The following is an 18,754-nucleotide window of genomic DNA, read 5'->3' on the forward strand; positions in this document are numbered from 1 at the left end:
TTATTCGATCCGGGCACCTTCCACTGCAGCGGGTCTTGTCTGACCTTCACCGACTCCACGCTCGTGGCTCACCATGTGGCCGGTCTCACGGGGCTTCAGAGCAACAAGCGATACTGGGTTATCAACGAGGCCACCTCCGCGCACGGGACGACCCGGAGCACCTACGCCTATTCATTCAAGACGAAACCGGGCTCCGTCGGATCCATCCCCCCCCGCATTTACCTTTCCGATCCGGAAGGGGGGTCGAACGACCGGGTGATGATCATCGATCCGGTCACGAACACCCAGATCCTTCCTTCCATCGTGGTCACGGGGAATAATCCCACGGAACTGGCGTCGCATCCGGACGCCAGCGCGGTCTATGTGATGGCCGGGAAAAATCTTTCGGTGATCGATGTGCCGACCAACAGCGAATTCGCTTCGCTGTCGGGCGCGGGGGACAGCTCAAACCATCTGGCGGTCTCCTCGGACGGCCACAGACTTTACCTCGTCTATCGGGATTTGTTGAATTCGACGCTGAAGATCAAGGTGTATGACACAACCGATTCCCACAGTCCTTCCTTGGTGACGACCATCTCCGACCCGGTTTTCAACGGTTGCGCCGCTCCTCTGGGAATCGTCGTCAGCCCGGATGGGAGCCAGGTTTATACGGCCTGCCGGCCGACCGTTTCCAGCTCGCCCGATCAGTTCTACATGGTGGACACGGCCTCGAACACGCCCACGATCACGGCGACCTTCACCCGGGATTCGACCAACAATACCTCGATCAATGCGATGGCGATCACGCCGGACGGGAGCGAGGTCTTCGTGGCCCGGGACGACGGGAGCGGGGGAGGCCATGCGACCGTGGAGGTCTTCGACGGGGGGACCGGGTCGAATATCGGATCGATCATACTGCCTGCGAGCGCCCTGCCCCGGGCGGGGGTCGTTTCGCCGGACGGGAGCACGCTCTATGTCGCGGACCAGGTGTTGGGGACGCATATCATCGATGCCGTGGCCAATACGTATGTCTCCACGATGACCATGGCGACGAGCCGGGGGTTTGACATCGGGATCACGCCGGACGGGACCCGCTTGTACACGTCGCTGCTTTTCGACGTCTTCGTCAACGATTCCGACGGCAATCCGGTGACGACCATCACCGGAAGCTTCAACGACGCCATGCAGCTCACGGTCACGCCGGGGATCGCCGCTCCGCCCTCGCCCGACGTGTTGATGACGGATGTCACGCCGAATGCCGCAACGGTATCGGCCGGCGAAACGCTGTCGGTGACGGATTCGGTGAAAAACCAGGGGACGGCCTCGACCGACAGCAGCTTCTTCATCGGCTACAGCCTTTCGCCCAATACGACCTACGGGGACGGGGACGACGTCGCGATCACGACCACGCGGGTCGTCGGCCCGTTGGCGGTGGGGCTGACAGATACGGCGACGACCAGCCTGCTCATTCCCAGCACCACGCCGCCCGGCACCTATCATCTCTGCGCCACGGCCGATTCGACCGCGGCGTTGGCCGAGAGCAACGTGGACAACAATCCCCTCTGCAGCACCGTCACCGTGGACGTGGTTCGTCCGGACCTGGTGATGACGGCCGTGACGCCGAATTCCGGGTCGTTTGTGCCCGGCGGCACTTTGTCGGTGACCGACACGGTCCAGAATCAGGGCGGCGCGCCGACCGTCGGTAACTTCACGATCGCCTACAGCCTTTCGAGCAACACGACGTACGGCGACGGGGACGATGTGGCGATTACGACCACGCGGGTGGTGGGCGTGTTGGCGGCGGGAGCATCGAACACGGCCACGACGAACCTGTTGATTCCAAGTTCCACTCCGCCCGGCACCTACTATGTTTGTGCGAATGCGGACTCGGGCAGTGCGGTGAGCGAGAGCAATGAGACCAACAACAGTCTGTGCAGCACGCTTACGGTGGGTCCCGCCACTCCGGATCTGATCATGTCGGCGGTCTCGACCGCGGCGACCGGAGTGGCTCCGGGCGGAAGCTTCACGCTTTCCAACTCGGCCAAGAACCAGGGAAGCGCCTCGGCGGGGAGCTTTACCATCGCGTTCCACCTGTCGACCAATGCCACGTATGGAGACGGGGATGATGTGACGATCACCGCGACGCGGACAGTGAGTTCGCTGGCGGCCGGGGCCACCAGCACGGCCTCGACCTCGCTCGTGGTGCCGGCCGCGACGCCGCTGGGGACGTATTATGTTTGCGCCACGGCGGACAGTGCGAACAGCGTGTTGGAGGGGGATGAGACGAACAACGCCCGCTGCACCACGACGACGATCCAAGTGACGCGTCCGGATCTGATCATGACGGCCGTGACCCCCAATTCGGGGACGGTGAGCCCCACGGCGACCTTGTCGGTCACCGATTCGGCGAAGAACCAGGGGGCGGTGACCGCCGGCAGCTCCAAGGTGGGCTACAGCCTTTCGACCAACACGACGTACGGGGACGGGGACGACATCGCGATCACGACGACGCGAACGATCAGCACGCTGGCGGCCGGGGCGACGAGCACGGCCACCACGACGCTGGCGATTCCCAACACCACGCCGCCGGGAAATTACTACGTCTGCGCCAAGGCGGATTCGGCCAATACCGTGACGGAGTTGGATGAGACCAACAACACGCTCTGCTCGGCGGCCACCGTCAGCGTGCCGCAGTCGGATCTGATCACGTCGGCGGTATCGACCACGGCGACGGTTTTGGCGCCGGGGGGCAGCTTAACGCTTTCGAACTCGGTCCAAAATCCGGGGGCCTTCCCGGCCGGAAGCTTCACGATCGCGTTCAGCCTTTCCACGAACACGACCTACGGCGACGGGGATGATATTGCGTTCAGCACGACCCGCACCGTCAACTCGTTGGCCTCGGGAGCCACCAGCACGGCCACCACGGCCCTCACGATTCCAACCGCGACGCCGTTGGGGACGTACTACGTCTGCGTCATGGCGGACAGCGGCAACAGCGTTACGGAGTCCAATGAATCCAATAACAGCCTTTGCACGAGCACGACGATTCAAGTGACGCGGCCGGATCTGGTTGAGACCGCCGTGACGCCCAACGCGGGAACGGTGAATCAAGGAGCGACGCTCTCGGTGAGCGATACCGTCATGAATCAAGGCGCGTTGTCCACCGGCGCCGGTTTCAGAGTGGGCTTCCATCTCTCCACCAACACGACGTACGGGGACGGGGATGACGTGACCATCACGACCGCGCGCGTGGTGGGGGCCTTGGCCGCCGGCGCTTCAAGTTCGGGCACCACGAACCTGGCCATTGCGGCCACAACGCCGCCGGGAGTTTACTATGTCTGCGCGATGGCGGACTCCCTGGGCCAGGTGACGGAATCGAATGAGACCAACAACACCTTGTGCAGCAGCACCACGGTCACGGTTCCGCCTCCGGATCTGATCACGACCGCGGTGTCAACTTCCGCGACCACCGTCGCCAAGGGGGCGAACTTCTCCCTCTCGAACACCGTTAAAAACCAGGGCGGAAGCAAGGCCGGTTCCTTTGCGATCGGCTTCCATCTCTCCACCAACACGACCTTTGGCGACGGGGATGACGTTGCGATTACCCAAACCCGTTCAGTGGGATCTCTGGCGATCGGGGCTACCAGCGCGGGCACGACAACGTTGACCGTGCCGGGATTAACGCCTTCCGGCACCTACTATGTTTGTGCCATGGCCGACGTCAACAATACCGTAACGGAAGGGGATGAGACCAATAACTCCCTGTGTACGATCTCCACGATCATTGTGCCGTAAACCGGCCGGGGAGTTTGAAAATGGGCTTGAATCCGCTGGAGCCAACCTGGTAATCTTTAAGGAGGCGGCCGGGGAATTGGCCAAGTGAAGGGGGGGAAGAAAGACGATGGCCGGTGATCGCTGGAATTGGGTGGGCATCGGGGCGCGTCTTTTGCTTGTCGCCGGACTGGCCTTGGCGGCAGGGTGCTCGCAAGAATCGTTTCAACCGCCTGTTGAAAAGGACCCCAGGGCTTATAAGCTGATCGGCATTATCCATGGAGACTCAAAACAGGCCGGCGCCGTCTTTGAGGACCCCGAAACCAAAAAACAGAAATTGGTGCAGCTCGGTGGAGCCCTCGGGGGGGCGACGTTAACCGAAATTCGACGGCAAGAGGTTCTCCTGAAGCGGAACGGGGACGTCGTTACGCTTCATCTAACCGCCGGAACTCCGGACGATTATCACGCCATGGATCCCATCCCGGTCCCGGTCGCTTTGCAGGATCCCATGCGCGCCCGCCAGATTGTCATATCGAAGGTGATCCCTCCCTATGATGCGCGGGTGGAAAAGGCGAAAATGGCCATCTCCCGCGATGATGTCAACCGCTTTGTGAGCTATTTTGAAGATCAACTGAAGGGTAGCTCGCCGGTGTTGACCACAACCTCCGTGGGGGCGGCCGTTGATTTGTCGCATACCGAAGGCGATTTACTCCGGACCCTGGGTCTTGAATCAACCGATCTGGTCGTGGGAATCAACGGCATGGGTGTGGATTCTCCGGACCGCTTCCGGCAGATACTGGAGATCCTGGGAAAGAGTCAGGGGAATCGGGGTGGCGTGTTTAATATTGTCGTGCTTCGCGGTGACACGGTTCAACCCCTTTATTACGGAATCAATTCCAAATCGTGATCCGATCGGCACACCTCGGAATCGCTTCGACCCTCAAAGGTTTCCTTTCAAACCAGGTCCGCTAAGATGATGAGAAAAGATCGGCCTGTTTCCATTCCGGGTCAGGCCCTGTCTGTTTTCTTTCTGATGTTGAACTTTATTTGGGGGGCGGAACCCGCGACCGCGGCCGCTCCGTCGGAAGGGCTTTTCATCTCCCAGATCGCGATCAATCCAAAGGACAGCAACCGCCTCTATGCACTGACCACCTACAGCATCGGCGTTTTAAAGAGCACCGATGGGGGAAACACCTGGGTTCAGATCAACCGGGGTATTCGGACCTACTCCCTCTATCAGTTGACCGTTCATCCGAAAAATCCGAACATTCTCTATCTGGGCGCCGGGGGAGCGGGGTTGTACAAGAGCACGGACGGCGGCTCCACGTGGAAGGAGATGAATGACGGCCTCCAGAACACGGACATCGGCATTCTGGTCCTTCATCCGAACGATCCCGAGACGGTCTATATCGTCACGTCCACGGGCCTGTTCAAAAGTCCGGACGGAGGAAAAAGCTGGATCGCCATGAATCAAGGGGACGACTTCACCTACAGCCAGCAGTTCCAGGCGCTGGCGGTTCTCCCCACCTCGCCCCCCACCTTCTACCTGGCGTCCAAGCAGGGTCTCTATACGCGGAAGGAGGGAGACGCGGGCTGGGTATCGGTTGGAAAACCTTTTGAGGGGAAGCGGATCTCGGCTCTTGCTTTTGATCCCCGGACGGGCCGCCTGTATGTCGCAGTGTTGGAGGGGGGGAAACTCGAGAGCCTTCATGACGGAGGGTTGTTTGTAAGCGACGGTCAAATAAAAAATTGGACGCGGCTGGATAAAGGATTGGACCAGGACTGGATTCGGGAGATTTTAATCGATCCGACGAATCCCACGATACTCTATCTGGCCACCACCGGCCGTGGGGTGTTGAAGAGCATCGACGGCGGCCGGACCTGGAAAGAAATGAACGCCGGGTTTACGGGTTCGGAGCGGGATATTCGGAGCCTGGTCATGGACCCCCATGATTCAAGTATTCTTTACGCCGGTTCCCACGGGGACTGGATATTCCGGTCTAGGGACGCCGCGGAAACCTGGAAGCCGCTTCCGCTGGGGCCGCACCAGACGATGCAGCAAATCCTCGCCGACCTGATCCGTGAAGATGAAACGGCCAAGAAAGATTCGAAGATCAAGCCTCCGCCTGAGTTTCAAAAGTGCAACCGGTGCCACGGTTGGATCGATCCCCGGATCAACAGTACCCGGGGAACCTGGCGTGTGGCTCCGAACCGGCGGGACTGGGCGGTGAGCGTGAAACGGATGAGCAAGGGGGCGTTGCTCACGCCGGCGGAGGAGGCCCGGATCACGGAATTCCTGAACAGCTACAGTGAGGGGAAACGGTGAAGAGAAAGACGACGATGGCGAAAGGGACTTATTTCATTCTGCTGCTGATCGTGGCATGCTCATTCATCGTGTCTTCCAGTCAACCGGCGCCGGCCGCGCCGGAACAACCGAAGGGCTTTTTGCCCGGAGAGATCCCGATTTCGATCATTCACGCAACAGAAGAAGAAGATCCGGTCATCACTTCCGATGGGAAAAGCTATGTGGTGGTCTGGCAAAGCGATCGAAAAAGCCTCGACGATTACGATGTGTACGCCGCGCGGGTCAGCTCGGAAGGAAAGATTCTCGACCCACGGGGCATTCCGGTTTCGACGGCCCCTTCCAACCAGATCTTTACCGACATCGCCACGGGCGATGGACAATATCTCGTGGTCTGGCAGGATCTCCGCAGTCACAAGCGCTGGGAGGTGTACGGAGCGCGGCTTCGTTCCGACGGCAAGGTGCTCGATCCCGACGGAATCCCGATCGCGACCGGGAGGGGCAACGCCCGGCATCCGCAGGTGGGTTGGGACGGGAGAAATTTTCTGGTCGTCTGGATGGAAGAAAATCCTGGCCGGGGATGGGATATCGTAGGGGCCAGGGTGAGTCCGGACGGGGGGGTCGTGGATCCGGATCCGATTCTTATTGCGTCGTCCCCGGGTGATCAATCCAATCCCGTGTTGGCCTGGGGGGATAATCAATATCTGGTGGTCTGGATGGACCATCCCCCGGGCAGCCCCCCACGGATTTCAGGGGCGCGTGTTTCCGCATCCGGAAAGTTGCTCGATCCGAATGGATTCGTTCTTTCCCGTTCCTCCGTAAATCCCAGTTTTCCCGCCGTGGCGTGGGGAAAAGACCGCTATGTCGTCCTCTGGGCCGATCAGCCGGCCCCCTCCCTTCACACCCTGGCCGGGATACGGGTCGATTCCGCCGGGAAGGTGGACGACTCGAACGGGTTCGTGGTGGAGAGCAGTCCAAACCTCCACATGTTTCCTTCGGTGCGTTGTTCGGGACAACGGTGCCTCGTTGTGTGGGAAAAGGAACAGTCCCGAGGAAAGCCGCGGGGGATTCAAGATGTCATTCGGGATGTGAAAGGGGCCTGGATCGATCTTTCACAAAAAACGGTGACCCCTCGTGAGATCATGATCGCGACCGCAGCCGTCGGAAACCATTTTGCCAAAGTGGCCTCCAACGGCCGCGAATATTTCGTGGTCTGGAAGGATTATCGGACCGGCACGGCCGCCAGTATCGGTCGCTTCGTGGGCCCCCCTCGTTAAGCCATGGCCCTCCGCCCCCTTTATTCGAAACTCCTTTTCGCCCTCGGTCTGGGTTCCCTTTTCTGTTTGAACACGGCTTGGGCCGCGTTCCAGGAGCCGCTCCTGATCAATCAGATCGTGATCGACCCCCGGAATCCCAGCATCCTTTACGCCGCGGCACGACCCCAAGGGGTCCTCAAAAGCACGGATCGGGGAGGAAGCTGGCGCCCGGTTCGTCGCGGTCTGATGAACACCAGCGTCTACTATATCATCGTGAACCCGAAGAACACCCAAATCCTTTATTCGGCGACGTTCGGCGGAGGAGTTTACAAGAGCGAGAACGGCGGCGACGATTGGTTCGAGGTGAATCGCGGTCTGGGAAACACGAATATCCACGCACTGGCCTTGAATCCCCTTCAACCCGACCGGCTCCTCGTCTCGACTTCAACCGGCGAACTCTTCAAGAGCGACGACGCCGGTCGAAGCTGGAACCCCTTTAACGAAGGTCTGCCCATTTTTCCCGGGGATGTGATCTCGACGCTTCTCATTTTCCCGAAAGATCCCGGAGGATTCTACCTGGCTCAAGGCGGACTTTTTATGCGGCCCTTTTCTTCTCCAGCCTGGCGGGCCGTTGAAGGCAATCTTCACGATGACATCATCACGGCCATGGCTCACGATTCCTCCGGCCGGGCCTTCTATGCCGGCACAATCAATCACGGACTTTTTAAAGCCTCCCTGGGTCCCGACGCCGCAAGCGCCGAACCCATGACTGTACGGTCCCCCTTGCATTGGAAACCGGTCGGAGGGCCGTTTCAAAAGCAACAAATTCGCTTCATCGCCATGGAACCGGGGAGGCCGGCCGCAATGTATGCGTCGGTCGTCAGCCACGGGCTCTTTAAAAGTTCAGACGGGGGTTCTTCCTGGGAGGCGATCAATTCCGGATTTCCGGAGCTGGAGGTTGAGAGTTTGGCCATTGATCCGGAAAACCCGAAGTTTCTTTACGCCGGGACACACAACGACGGTCTTTTTACCTCAAGGGATGGCGGAAAAACATGGAATCCTCCTTCAAAGATTGAGGTCGAGCCTTTAAAGCAGATTATCGCCTCCCTTTCCGGACCATCTCCCGCCGATCAACCCCGGCCGCCGCAGGACGCGCCTCCGCCCTTTTTTTTCAAATGCAATAAATGCCACGGCTGGACGGATGCGTTGTTGAACCAAAAAGCGACCTACTGGCGGGTTTCCCCCAATCAACGCGATTGGCAGCCGACCGTTCGGCGGATGAGTCCGGGGGCCGGCTTGACGGCGGGCGAGCAGGAAGCGGTCATTCGATTTTTAACGGCGTACGGCCAACAACGGAGCGGAGCGCCCGAGCGATGAGACGAGCCTGTCTCCTTTGGGTCTTGGTGGCCTTCATCGGACTCACTCCAACGGAACCGGCCGGAGCGGCCGAAGAGAAAGAAGGGCCTTTCGTGATTCACCGGATCGCGGTCGATCCGCAAAATCCTCAGATGGTCTATGCCGCGACGAGTAACTACGGGATCCTCAAAAGCGGCGACGGCGGAACGACCTGGGCCTTGATCAATCAAGGCATTGGAAGTTATACGCATCATGCGCTGGTCGTCGACCCTTCCGATCCCAATATCCTTTATGCGGGTGCTTGGGGCGGCGGCGTATCGAAGAGTCTGGATCGCGGGATTCATTGGACCGAGATGAATCGTGGACTGGGCAATACCGCGATCGAGGATCTTGTCTTGAGTCCGGGCCATCCCGAGATGGTTTACGTAGCGACGACGTCGGGTGTTTTCAAAAGCCCGGACGGGGGAGCCAGCTGGATCTTTTACGGCGAAGGGCTTCCGATCGCCCGGATCGAGATTTTCGAACGTTTAATCGCCTTGCCTTCCGGTCCGGTTGAGCTTTTGCTGGGAACCAGTCGGGGCCTATTTGAACGGGAAAGGAACGCCTCCAAATGGGCGGCGGTCGCTTTGCCCGTCAAGGAAGCCCATATCACCGCGTTCGCTTGGGACCCGAGGACGGGGGCGGTTTATGCGGGAACGGTCAAAAACGGTTTGCTTCAAAGTCGGGACGGTGGAAAAACATGGATCGCCTTGGGTGGAGGATTTAAAAATGTCTGGATCAGCGATATCGCCCTTGATCTTCACGGCTCCGGGATCCTATACGCTTCAACGCGCGGGCATGGAATCATAAAAAGCCTCGATGGAGGCGCCACGTGGAAAGAGGCCAACGGCGGACTGCCGGTCAAGGATATCCGAAGCGTGGCGATGGCTCCCGGAAATTCGAAGATTCTTTACGCCGGCACGACGTATCAGGGTCTTGTTAAAACCATCGACGGGGGAGAGCGGTGGAACCCTCTGAAAGGCTATCCCCTGATGAGCGTCAACGAAATCGTGGCTTCCCTTTCCGGTTCATCCGCCCGCACGGGAATTTCTTCCGAGCCGTCCGTTCCGGCGGAGTTTTTCAAGTGTAACCGATGTCATGGCTGGGCCGACCCCTTCCTCAACAAGAAGAAGACCTATTGGCGGGTTCCGCCGAACCGAAGGGATTGGGGGATGACCGTCGGTCGAATGAGCCAGCGGGCCCGTCTCACACCGGATGATTCGCGGAAGATCATCGATTTCTTAACCCGGTATACCCTGAAGAAATGATGCGATCGGGCGGTTTCAACGGGTTCGTGATCGGAGCGATTCTCTTTTCGGTCCTATGGCCGGGGCCGGCCATGCCTCAAGATACTCCGGAACAAACGGTGAGGCGGGTCTGCGGATCCTGTCACGCGCTGGAGGTCAACCGCTTGTGTTTGGCGGGCGACTGTCAGGGTCTACGGGTGCACCGCACGCAGTCCCGGGACTGGGTCATGGTGCTCGGCTGGATGCGAGAGGCGTTCGGGTGCCGGATGACCGACGGTGAATTTGAGACGATCGGCCGTTATCTGAACGGCCTTTCTCCCTTGAAGAAACCCTACCCGCACACATGGAAAAAAGCGGGGATCATTCCCGGCGGCTGGAATGTGGTCTCTCTCACGGCCGACGGAGATGTTCTCTATGCCGGCGTCGAGGGAAATGGTATGATCTATCGCACCACCGATGGACTCCGCTGGGCGGAGGTGGCCAGGACGGGGCACGTCACCGTCTATGGGATTACGCGTTTTCAGGGGGCGCTTTACGCGGGAACCAATAATCCCGACCCGGAGATCTGGACCAGCCCGGAGGGCGTCCACTGGAATCCGGCGGCCCATCTTCCGTCCGAAGACCGCGGGGTGATCAGCATGGGAGTCTTCAAGGGCTTCCTCTATGCCGGAACGGGGCGGGCCCGGATTTACCGATCCCGGGACGGGAAGCGATGGGATGCAGCGGGGACTTTGGAGGCGGGTACCGTCGCGGGGTTCCCCGCCTGGGTGCGGTTTCTCGTGGAATTCCATGGCCGTCTTTATGCGGGGATAGAGTCCGGGAAGCTCTACCGGACCGAAGACGGAGTTCATTGGACGGAGGTGGCGCCAACGGTGACGCAGTCGGGCGGAGTTCGAGGGGCGGCCGTGTTTCAGAACGCTCTCTATGTCGGAACCACGCGGACGGGGCATATTTGGAAAACGGGAGATGGAATTCTGTGGGATGATGTTTTCGACGCGACGACCCGCCGGCCGGGGAAATACGTGGGTTCCATGGCCGTTTATCAAGACGCCCTCTATGCCGCCGTTAATGGTTTTATCTTTCGCACGAAAAACGGGCGGAACTGGGACGAGGTCGGAAATCTCAGCGCGTTGTCCATCGAAGCCATGACCCCGTTTCAGGGTTCATTCTATGTGGGGACGACCATGCCTCCCTCCGCTTGGATTTTCCGGACCGAAGAGAACGGGAAGCCGTGAATAGGATGGCGATTTTCGTTTGCGGGATCTTCTTCATTTCGGGGGCGTCGGCGCTCATCTTCGAAACGCTCTGGTTTCGCCAGGCCGGGTTGGCGCTCGGCAACAGCGTTTGGGCTTCCAGCCTGGTCCTTTCGGGTTTTATGGGCGGACTGGCCATGGGCAACGCGCTGGCCGCACGGTACGGAAATCGCTTCGGCAATCCGGTCCGCGCCTACGCCGTCGTCGAAGGGGCCATCGCCTTATCCGGCGTCGGAATCGTCTATCTCTTTCCGGTTTTCGGGGCCGCACTCGCCCCCTGGTTTCGGCCGCTGCTGGAGTATTCATGGATTTTAAACCCCCTCCGGCTCTTGATCGCGTTCGCCTTGCTCTTGACTCCGTCGACGGCCATGGGGGTGACACTGCCCTTGCTTACGAAAGTTCTCGCGGCGTACGATCCCAGCTTTGGCCGCGTGTTGGGCCGGCTCTATGGGTGGAACACCCTCGGTGCGGTGATCGGAGTGGTCGTCGGCGAGACGTATCTCATCGGTGCTTTGGGCGTGCACGGGACGGCGGTGATGGCCGGAGCCTTGAACATTGCGGCGGCCGCGGCGGCGGTGTGGCTCTCGACCCGGGCCCTGCGTCCCGTCCCGTCCCCCGAGGGAGCGGGACGGGGGGAACCCTATTGGACCGCGGGATGGTACTGGCTCATCGCGGCCTGCCTTTCGGGATTTTGCCTTCTGGCCCTGGAAGTCGTCTGGTTCCGGTTCCTTTTGTTGTTTGTCATGGGCCATTCGGCGGCCTTCTCGCTCATGCTGGGCGTTGTTCTCGCGGGTATCGCGCTCGGAGGGTTGGCGGCTTCCCGATGGCTTCGCCACTCGCCCGACGCCCATCGCTTCGCCGCCCCGATCGCCTTCGCGGCAGGCCTTTTGTGCGTGGGTTCCTATGCCGCCTTCCCGCTGATCATGATGCCCTTCGCAACCTCGCCGTACGCGATCAGCAAGACCCTCGACATTATCCATGTCGGCCTGCCCCTCATGATTCCCGTCTCCTTCCTTTCGGGGATCTTTTTTACCCTGGTGGGTGCGGCTCTGCGCCATCATCTGGCTTCGGAGACGGCGACGACCGGGGTCCTGACCCTGGCCAACACCATCGGGGCCGCGCTCGGGTCTCTGGTGGGCGGATTTATTTTTCTTCCCGTTTTGGGGATGGAGAAGTCGTTCTTCCTGATCGCGATCCTCTACGGGGGGTTGGGGGCGCTGTTGCTTGTGAAGGGCCGGGCCCCGCGGAGAATGGCCTATGCGACGGCCGCCGTATTTTTGTTGAGCGTCGTTCTTTTTCCCTTCGGGTCCATGGAGAAGCGTCTTCTGCAAGTACCCGTGAAGCGGTATCTTCGTCAAAATACCGAAAGCCGGATAGCCGGCGTACGCGAGGGTCTCACCGAGACCATCATCTACTTTGAGACATTGGTGTTTGGAAAACCGGCGTACTACACGATGCTGACCAACTCGGTGTCGATGTCCGGCACCAAGGACGCATCCCGCCGCTACATGAAGCTCTATGTCTACTGGCCGATGGCGGTTCATCCAAACCTGAAACGGGCTCTCCTGATCTGCTACGGGGTAGGGAACACGGCCAAAGCGATGACCGATTCGAAGAGTCTTGAGACCATCGATGTGGTGGATATTTCCCGCGATGTTGTGGAGATGAACAACCTGGTCTATCCCAATCCGGCCGATCGGCCCGTTCAAGATCCTCGGGTTCGCGTACATATCGAAGACGGGAGGTACTTTCTCCAGACGACCGAACGGCGCTTCGATCTGATCACGGCCGAACCGCCGCCCCCGGGCATCGCCGGGGTCGAGAATCTGTACACGCGCGAGTACTTCCAACTGCTTCACGACCGGCTTGCGGATGGAGGAATCGTCACCTACTGGCTGCCTCTCCATTCGCTTTCCGATGTGAGCACCAAGGCGATTCTCCGAGCCTTCTGCGACGTGTTCGGAGACTGCTCGCTCTGGAACGGCATGGGCACGAGTTTGATGATGGTGGGAACCCGGAATGCCAACGGTCCGGTTTCCGAGGACCAGTTCAGGCGTCAGTGGAGCGATCCGGTTGTGGCGCGTGAGATGAAGGCGGTCGGTTTCGAACGGCCGGAGCAGCTTGGCGCGCTTTTCATCGGGGATGCCGAGTATCTGAAAGGGATCATCGCCGATTCTCCGCCCCTGGTGGATAATTATCCGAAGCTCATCGAGGCCCCCTTGGGTTCTCAAGAAGAAGTCGCCCGGCTCTTTCAGAGCTTCACCGATGTGGCCGCCGCGAAAGAACGCTTCCGTCGGAGCCCCCTGATCAAACGCCTGTGGCCGGAGCCGCTGCTGAACGCGTCGCTTCCCTATTTCGAATTTCAGGACATTATAAACGCCCACTGGTACGGTACAATGCAAAAGCAGCACCCCGGCATCCTCGATGCGCATCATCTCCTCACCCGATCCCACTTGATTACCCCGGTCCTCTGGCGCCTGGGAAGTGATCGGGACGTTCAGCGGATCGTGGCCGATGCGGAGCCCGCGGAACGGGCAGAGCCCGCCATGCAATTCCAGCTCGGGATCGGCCTCATTTCCGAACGCGATTACGCCGCGGCCGTGGAACCCCTGACCCAAGCCGAACAACTCCCGCCGCTTCGTGAAGCTGCGTTTCGCCTCCGTATCTATGCACTCTGCATGTCCGGTCAAATTGATCAGGCCCAACGTTTGACGCAGGAGCGTTTTGCGCAGCTTCTGACGACGGCGAAAGACATCCCTGTGAAGTCCGCCGAGGAAATCCCGCTTCCGTCTTTCTGGATGTGGATGAAGCAGACCTTCGGGATCGATCCCCGCACGGGCGCACCGATTCCACGGGCTTCGACGGGGGAAACGTTGCGCCCCGCCCCATGATCGAAACCGGGTCCCGGAACGCGACAAAGCCGCCGTCGGACGATGGAGCGAAACGGGGGCCGAGAGCGGAGATGAAATCGATGTCGGGAGAAAAGCCGTGAGCAGCCAGGAGCGCCAAGGAGAACGGGAACCGAAGCGTTTTTGGGCCGAAGTGACCGGATACCAGTGGCTGGTTCTGATCGTGGCCTGGCTGGGATGGGTCTTCGACTCCATGGACTCCACCCTTTATGCCGTGGCGCTACAGCCGGCTCTTCATGAACTGCTGGGTCCCGGAGGTTCGACGCAGGGCGTTGAACTGTACGGGGGCGTCATCTTTTCCGTTTTCCTCATCGGGTGGGCGCTGGGCGGGGTGTTTTTTGGCATCTTGGCGGATTATCTCGGTCGGACAAAAACCCTGGTGCTTACCATTCTGATCTATTCGATCTTCACCGGCCTGGCCGCGCTCTCGCAGACCTGGTGGCAACTGATGGGGTACCGGTTTTTGACCGCGCTGGGCATCGGCGGCGAATGGGCGGCGGGAGCCTCGCTGGTGGCTGAGATCTGGCCGGAAGCTAAAAGGGCCAAAGCCGCGGGGATGCTTCAATCGGCCTGGGCGGCCGGATTCTTCATGGCGGCGTTGGCCAATTTATTCATCGGCGCCTACGGATGGCGAATCCTGTTTCTCGTCGGTGTACTGCCGGCGCTGGTGACCCTCCTCGTTCGTTTTACGGTAAGGGAACCGGAGCGGTGGTTGCAGGCGAGGGAGGACCGGAGACATGCGCTTCAGAAGGAGGCCCACACCCCGCGATCGGAGAGGGAACAGGAGCTGATCGCGTTCAGCCTCGAACGATTGTTCCGCCGAGACCTCCGGAGTCGCACGCTCGTCGGGTCTCTCTTGGCCTTCGTTGCTGTCTTCGGTCTCTGGGGGGCCACGAATTGGACCCCGACCTTGGTCCGTGAGTTGCTGGTGCCCCAGAACCTGGATCCCGATGAGGTCAACCGGTACGTGAGCTATTCCGTGATGAGCCTTAATTTCGGCGCGCTGGCGGGCTATCTGGCGTTTGGGCCGATCGCCGATCGCGTCGGCCGCCGCGCCGCTTTCTTTTTCATGTGCCTGGGCAGTTTTGTGATGCTGCCCGTCACGTTTTATACTACGAAGGACTATACCATTGTATTATGGCTGCTGCCGATCTTGGGTTTTTTCAACAACGGGATCTTCAGCGGGTTCCCGATCTATCTTCCGGAACTCTATCCCACCTCGATCCGTGCGACCGGGGTCGGATTTTGTTTCAACATCGGGCGAGTTCTGGCTTCGACGGGGCCCTTGGTCAAAGGGTACCTGGGGACGCTGCTTGAACCCGGCAAGGCGGCCAGTTTGATCGGCATCGTCTATCTTCTGGGAATCGTCGTACTTCCGTTCGCGCCGGAAACGAAGGGGAAGCCCCTGCCGGATTAGATTTCATCCTTGGCTCAGTTTACAAATCGGTCATCCCCTTAGTCGGTGCTCCAGTATTGTATCGTGTAATAGACCCCCCAGATCAGCAGGGCGATCGCGACGACCACGAGCCATGGTGGAATTTTTCCGTGTCGTTCCGAAATCCCGGCTTCTTTGTACAGATAGAGTTCCCCTTCACCGTGCGTTTCTTGATCGGGTGGTTTGGCTTCTTTGTTCATGGTCGACCTCCGGGGAAGGCCGGCGCCGGCCCCTGCGCAACCTTCAATGGATGCTTATCCAATTGCGCCAGCTCCTCTTGAATCACACCGTGATCCAAGTGACCTGTTTGCGCGGCGTCCGACAGCGAGGCCCAGACCGTGGACAGCGCCTCGGTCCGGTCCGATGTTTTCAGTCCCACGGCCACCAGTTCGCCGGCATGGGCCTGGACGCGCAAGGACTGCACATAGTGCACAATGTCCCAAATCCCCATGGGGGTCAGACCCTGAGGGGCCGCACAACTATTACGCTTTCTCAAATCCGGGGGGATGAGCTGACTTTCAAATTCCGGCATGGGGGTTCCGCCCACGCCGGTCATGATCGTCTTAAAGATGTGGTCTCCGTCATGGCCCAGCTTTACCCCGCCGTGCTCGCCGGCCGGCAACGTAAAGTTGGCCGGATGTTCCTGATGACCCCAAACGTCCGTCAGTCCTTTGGCCAGTATCCCGTCGCCTTGTCCTGCTGCACCATGGCATAAATAACAGATGGCTTTGCCGTGGAACAGTTTCTCGCCGTTTTCGATCGAAGCCTCGGTGACCGGAGGCTCGGGCGGCACGGGGATCGGTTCACCGACCGGCTCTTTCGCCCAGCGATCCGAGAAGGTTTTAATGTACTGGATAACCGCGATCCGTTCACGCTCCGAGATCTCCTGCCAGGTCGGCATGGCCGTTCCCCATAGTCCATGGGTGACGGTAATAAAAAGATCACCGTCGGTCGGCAGGGAATCCTTTCCCGGCGTCGAGCGGAATTTGAAAACCCCTCGGGTGAAGTCCCGCGGTTTGGGGTCTAAAAAGACGGCGGATGGCCCCTGTCCGTCACCGTTTTCCCCATGACAGCCGATGCAACGCCGTTCGTAGACTTCTTTTCCCAACAAGACGAGCTGCGCTCGCTCCCGGGGAGCCATCGTGAGCGAAACTCCGGAGGATAAGCGGGTTGGTATAAATGTCTCGCGCCAGTCTCCGATTCCCGTACCCAACCGCTGGAGGTACGCGACGAGCGCCTTCCCATCGTCGTTCAGTCGGGGTGGTTCGTTTCCTTTCGCCGGATTGAAAAGCCAGGGAAACGACGGCATGATCGAGTCCGGAACGACATGACGCGGGTTCCAGTGATGGGCCGTGTTCCAGTCATCCCCGTATTTTCTTCCCACCCGTGTCAGGTCCGGACCGATGCGGCGCGTTCCGAAGAGATGGGGGAAATCATAGGCGTATTCGCCGGCCTGAGAAACCGGTCCCCAACGCAGCGTTTCTCCCGTGACGGAGCGGACATATTGGGAGTGACAATACCAGCATCCCTCCCGGATATAGACCTTTCTCCCTCGGGCTTCGAGCGGCGTGTAGTCGGCCACACGGATCGGTTTTTTCGTGGCTTCATCGATCACCGTATCGGTGCGAGTCTGGGGCATCATCCACGGCACGATCCCCTGCACGAAGACCGCGAGGAAGAAAAATCCCAGTCCGGCTGCGAGGAAAACCGTGGAGGGGGTCTCGACCCAACTCCCTCGGGGCGGGGCCATTGTTGACGGGGTTGGCTCCCAAAGGGAGGTGTCCGGAACCTCCCGCTCCACCGGTTTTCCTTCGCGCGCCGTTTTATATAGGTTGATCACCAACAGTACGAAGCCGATATCCATCGTCAGCCCGGAGAGACTGCGGACCGCCCACCAGGGCTTCAACTCTTTCACGGTATCGACGAAATTGGCCTGGTACTCCAGCATCGAGCCCTGGACAAACCCCATGGCGGTCAGGACGGCGGCCATCAGGCTGAACCCCGTGATGGTGAGCCAGAGATGCCAGCTGCCCAAGCGGTTGCTCCACAGTTCACGCCCTGTCACCCGCGGCCAGACATAGTAAAGTCCGCCGATGACCCAGAGGACCATGGCCCCGAAGACTGTGAGATGGGAATGCGAAATCACGAAATCGTTGAAATGGGTCAGCTGCTGGACCCTTCGGAGCGCCTCCGTTGATCCTTGAAAGCAGCCGAGGAAATAATAAATGGCGCCGAGAATTAAAAACTTGGCGGCGTAGTTGTCTCCTCCTCCGCCGCCGAGGATCGTTCCCCAGCGGCCGGCCATCGTCCCGAAGAAATTGACGGTCACGGCCCAGACCGGAATGATCAGAAACATGCTGGTCGTGATCGCCATCGTCTGATTCATGTTCGGGATCGGGCTGTAAAGATAATGGTGGATTCCGACGAAGGGATAGAAGAGGGCCAGCGACCAGAATCCCAACAACGACAGGCGGTGGCTGTAGAGGGGGTTCTTGGAACTGACCGGAATAAAGTAATAAATCGTCGCGAGTCCGGCCGGCGTCAGCCACAGCCCGACGATATAATGAATATACAGGCCGTGCATCGCGGCGCTGTTGACGCCGGAGAAGGCCGGGACGTATTTCAGAATGACATCCCCTAAAACCAGGTTCATCACGGTCCAGATGAAGGCCGCGGTGGTGTACCACATCGCCACGTAAAACCGCCTCTCCTTGCGCCGCCAGATCGTTCCCATGATCTGGATGGTGACCGCCGACAGGACAATGAAACGCAGAATCGCGAAGGGCCATTCGAATTCTCCGGCCTCCAGTCCCGAGTTGTAGCCCAGCATGAAGGAGATGGCGCCGAAGACGATAAAGGCGTTCCAGATCCACAACAACCACCGGCCCCATTCTTCTTTATACATCCGGACCCCGCAGAGGCGGGGGACGAAATAGTAGGCCAGGGCGATGAAGGTGGTGGAGAACGCTCCGAAGATTACGCCGTTGACATGAACCGGACGCAAGCGTCCGAAGGTCAGCCACGAAATGCCGCCCAGAAAGTCGGGCTCATGGAACTTGATCGAAACGAGCAGGCCTACGAGAGGAAAGACGGTCAGCCAGACCATGGCCCAAGCCAGCCATTGTTTCACTAACGATCGGTTGACGAGGACCTCGTCATTCATGCGATGTCTCCTTGAATGGAAGGACACATTTATTTAAAGGATGG

At 59.6% G+C, this 18,754-nt stretch carries 11 protein-coding genes; 9 read left to right on the plus strand and 2 right to left on the minus strand.

All coding sequences use genetic code 11. From position 1 onward, the window contains the following. The 9 genes from VLY20_01645 to VLY20_01685 all read left to right on the plus strand — a co-directional run. Positions 1–3,774, plus strand: a 3,774-nt coding sequence (locus tag VLY20_01645) for a CARDB domain-containing protein (GenBank protein ID HUK55344.1), incomplete at its 5' end; no start/stop codon positions are given. A gap of 106 nt (positions 3,775–3,880) precedes the next feature. Further along, a complete protein-coding gene (locus VLY20_01650) occupies positions 3,881–4,657 on the plus strand; it encodes a hypothetical protein (GenBank protein ID HUK55345.1) in 777 nt (258 codons plus the stop codon). A gap of 66 nt (positions 4,658–4,723) precedes the next feature. After that, positions 4,724–6,076 carry a hypothetical protein gene (locus VLY20_01655; GenBank protein HUK55346.1) on the plus strand — a complete coding sequence of 451 codons (1,353 nt, stop codon included), beginning with the start codon at positions 4,724–4,726 and terminating at the stop codon, positions 6,074–6,076. Then, entirely contained in the window at positions 6,073–7,329 is a 1,257-nt protein-coding gene (locus tag VLY20_01660; protein HUK55347.1) for a hypothetical protein, read from the plus strand. The genes VLY20_01655 and VLY20_01660 overlap by 4 nt, the downstream gene beginning before the upstream one ends. Positions 7,330–7,332: 3 nt before the next feature. Further along, a complete protein-coding gene (locus VLY20_01665) occupies positions 7,333–8,685 on the plus strand; it encodes a hypothetical protein (protein ID HUK55348.1) in 1,353 nt (450 codons plus the stop codon). After that, positions 8,682–9,971: a hypothetical protein gene (locus VLY20_01670; protein ID HUK55349.1), complete on the plus strand. Its 1,290-nt coding sequence runs from the start codon at positions 8,682–8,684 to the stop codon at positions 9,969–9,971. The genes VLY20_01665 and VLY20_01670 overlap by 4 nt, the downstream gene beginning before the upstream one ends. Continuing rightward, complete coding sequence (locus VLY20_01675) at positions 9,968–11,185, plus strand: hypothetical protein (protein ID HUK55350.1); 1,218 nt, start codon at positions 9,968–9,970, stop codon at positions 11,183–11,185. The genes VLY20_01670 and VLY20_01675 overlap by 4 nt, the downstream gene beginning before the upstream one ends. A 5-nt stretch (positions 11,186–11,190) precedes the next feature. Further along, positions 11,191–14,094: a spermidine synthase gene (locus VLY20_01680; protein HUK55351.1), complete on the plus strand. Its 2,904-nt coding sequence runs from the start codon at positions 11,191–11,193 to the stop codon at positions 14,092–14,094. 97 nt (positions 14,095–14,191) lie between these two features. After that, positions 14,192–15,529: an MFS transporter gene (locus VLY20_01685; protein ID HUK55352.1), complete on the plus strand. Its 1,338-nt coding sequence runs from the start codon at positions 14,192–14,194 to the stop codon at positions 15,527–15,529. Between the two features lie 38 nt (positions 15,530–15,567). Here VLY20_01685 and VLY20_01690 read toward each other — a convergent pair whose 3' ends face one another. Further along, a complete protein-coding gene (locus VLY20_01690; GenBank protein ID HUK55353.1) occupies positions 15,568–15,747 on the minus strand; it encodes a hypothetical protein in 180 nt (59 codons plus the stop codon). Further along, entirely contained in the window at positions 15,744–18,710 is a 2,967-nt protein-coding gene (locus VLY20_01695) for a cbb3-type cytochrome c oxidase subunit I (GenBank protein HUK55354.1), read from the minus strand. Before VLY20_01695 ends, VLY20_01690 begins: the two co-directional genes overlap by 4 nt. Between the last annotated feature and the right edge of the window lie 44 nt (positions 18,711–18,754).

Source organism: Nitrospiria bacterium, from assembly GCA_035517655.1.
Taxonomy (GTDB): domain Bacteria; phylum Nitrospirota; class Nitrospiria; order JACQBZ01; family JACQBZ01; genus JACQBZ01.

What these genes read in the sequence shown, in the direction of transcription:
- VLY20_01650 (HUK55345.1), top strand. Translation starts at nt 3,881, where the DNA reads ATGGCCGGTGATCGCTGGAATTGGGTGGGCATCGGGGCGCGTCTTTTG.
- VLY20_01655 (HUK55346.1), top strand. Translation starts at nt 4,724, where the DNA reads ATGATGAGAAAAGATCGGCCTGTTTCCATTCCGGGTCAGGCCCTGTCT.
- VLY20_01665 (HUK55348.1), top strand. Translation starts at nt 7,333, where the DNA reads ATGGCCCTCCGCCCCCTTTATTCGAAACTCCTTTTCGCCCTCGGTCTG.
- VLY20_01670 (HUK55349.1), top strand. Translation starts at nt 8,682, where the DNA reads ATGAGACGAGCCTGTCTCCTTTGGGTCTTGGTGGCCTTCATCGGACTC.
- VLY20_01675 (HUK55350.1), top strand. Translation starts at nt 9,968, where the DNA reads ATGATGCGATCGGGCGGTTTCAACGGGTTCGTGATCGGAGCGATTCTC.
- VLY20_01680 (HUK55351.1), top strand. Translation starts at nt 11,191, where the DNA reads ATGGCGATTTTCGTTTGCGGGATCTTCTTCATTTCGGGGGCGTCGGCG.
- VLY20_01690 (HUK55353.1), bottom strand. Translation starts at nt 15,747, where the DNA reads ATGAACAAAGAAGCCAAACCACCCGATCAAGAAACGCACGGTGAAGGG.
- VLY20_01695 (HUK55354.1), bottom strand. Translation starts at nt 18,710, where the DNA reads ATGAATGACGAGGTCCTCGTCAACCGATCGTTAGTGAAACAATGGCTG.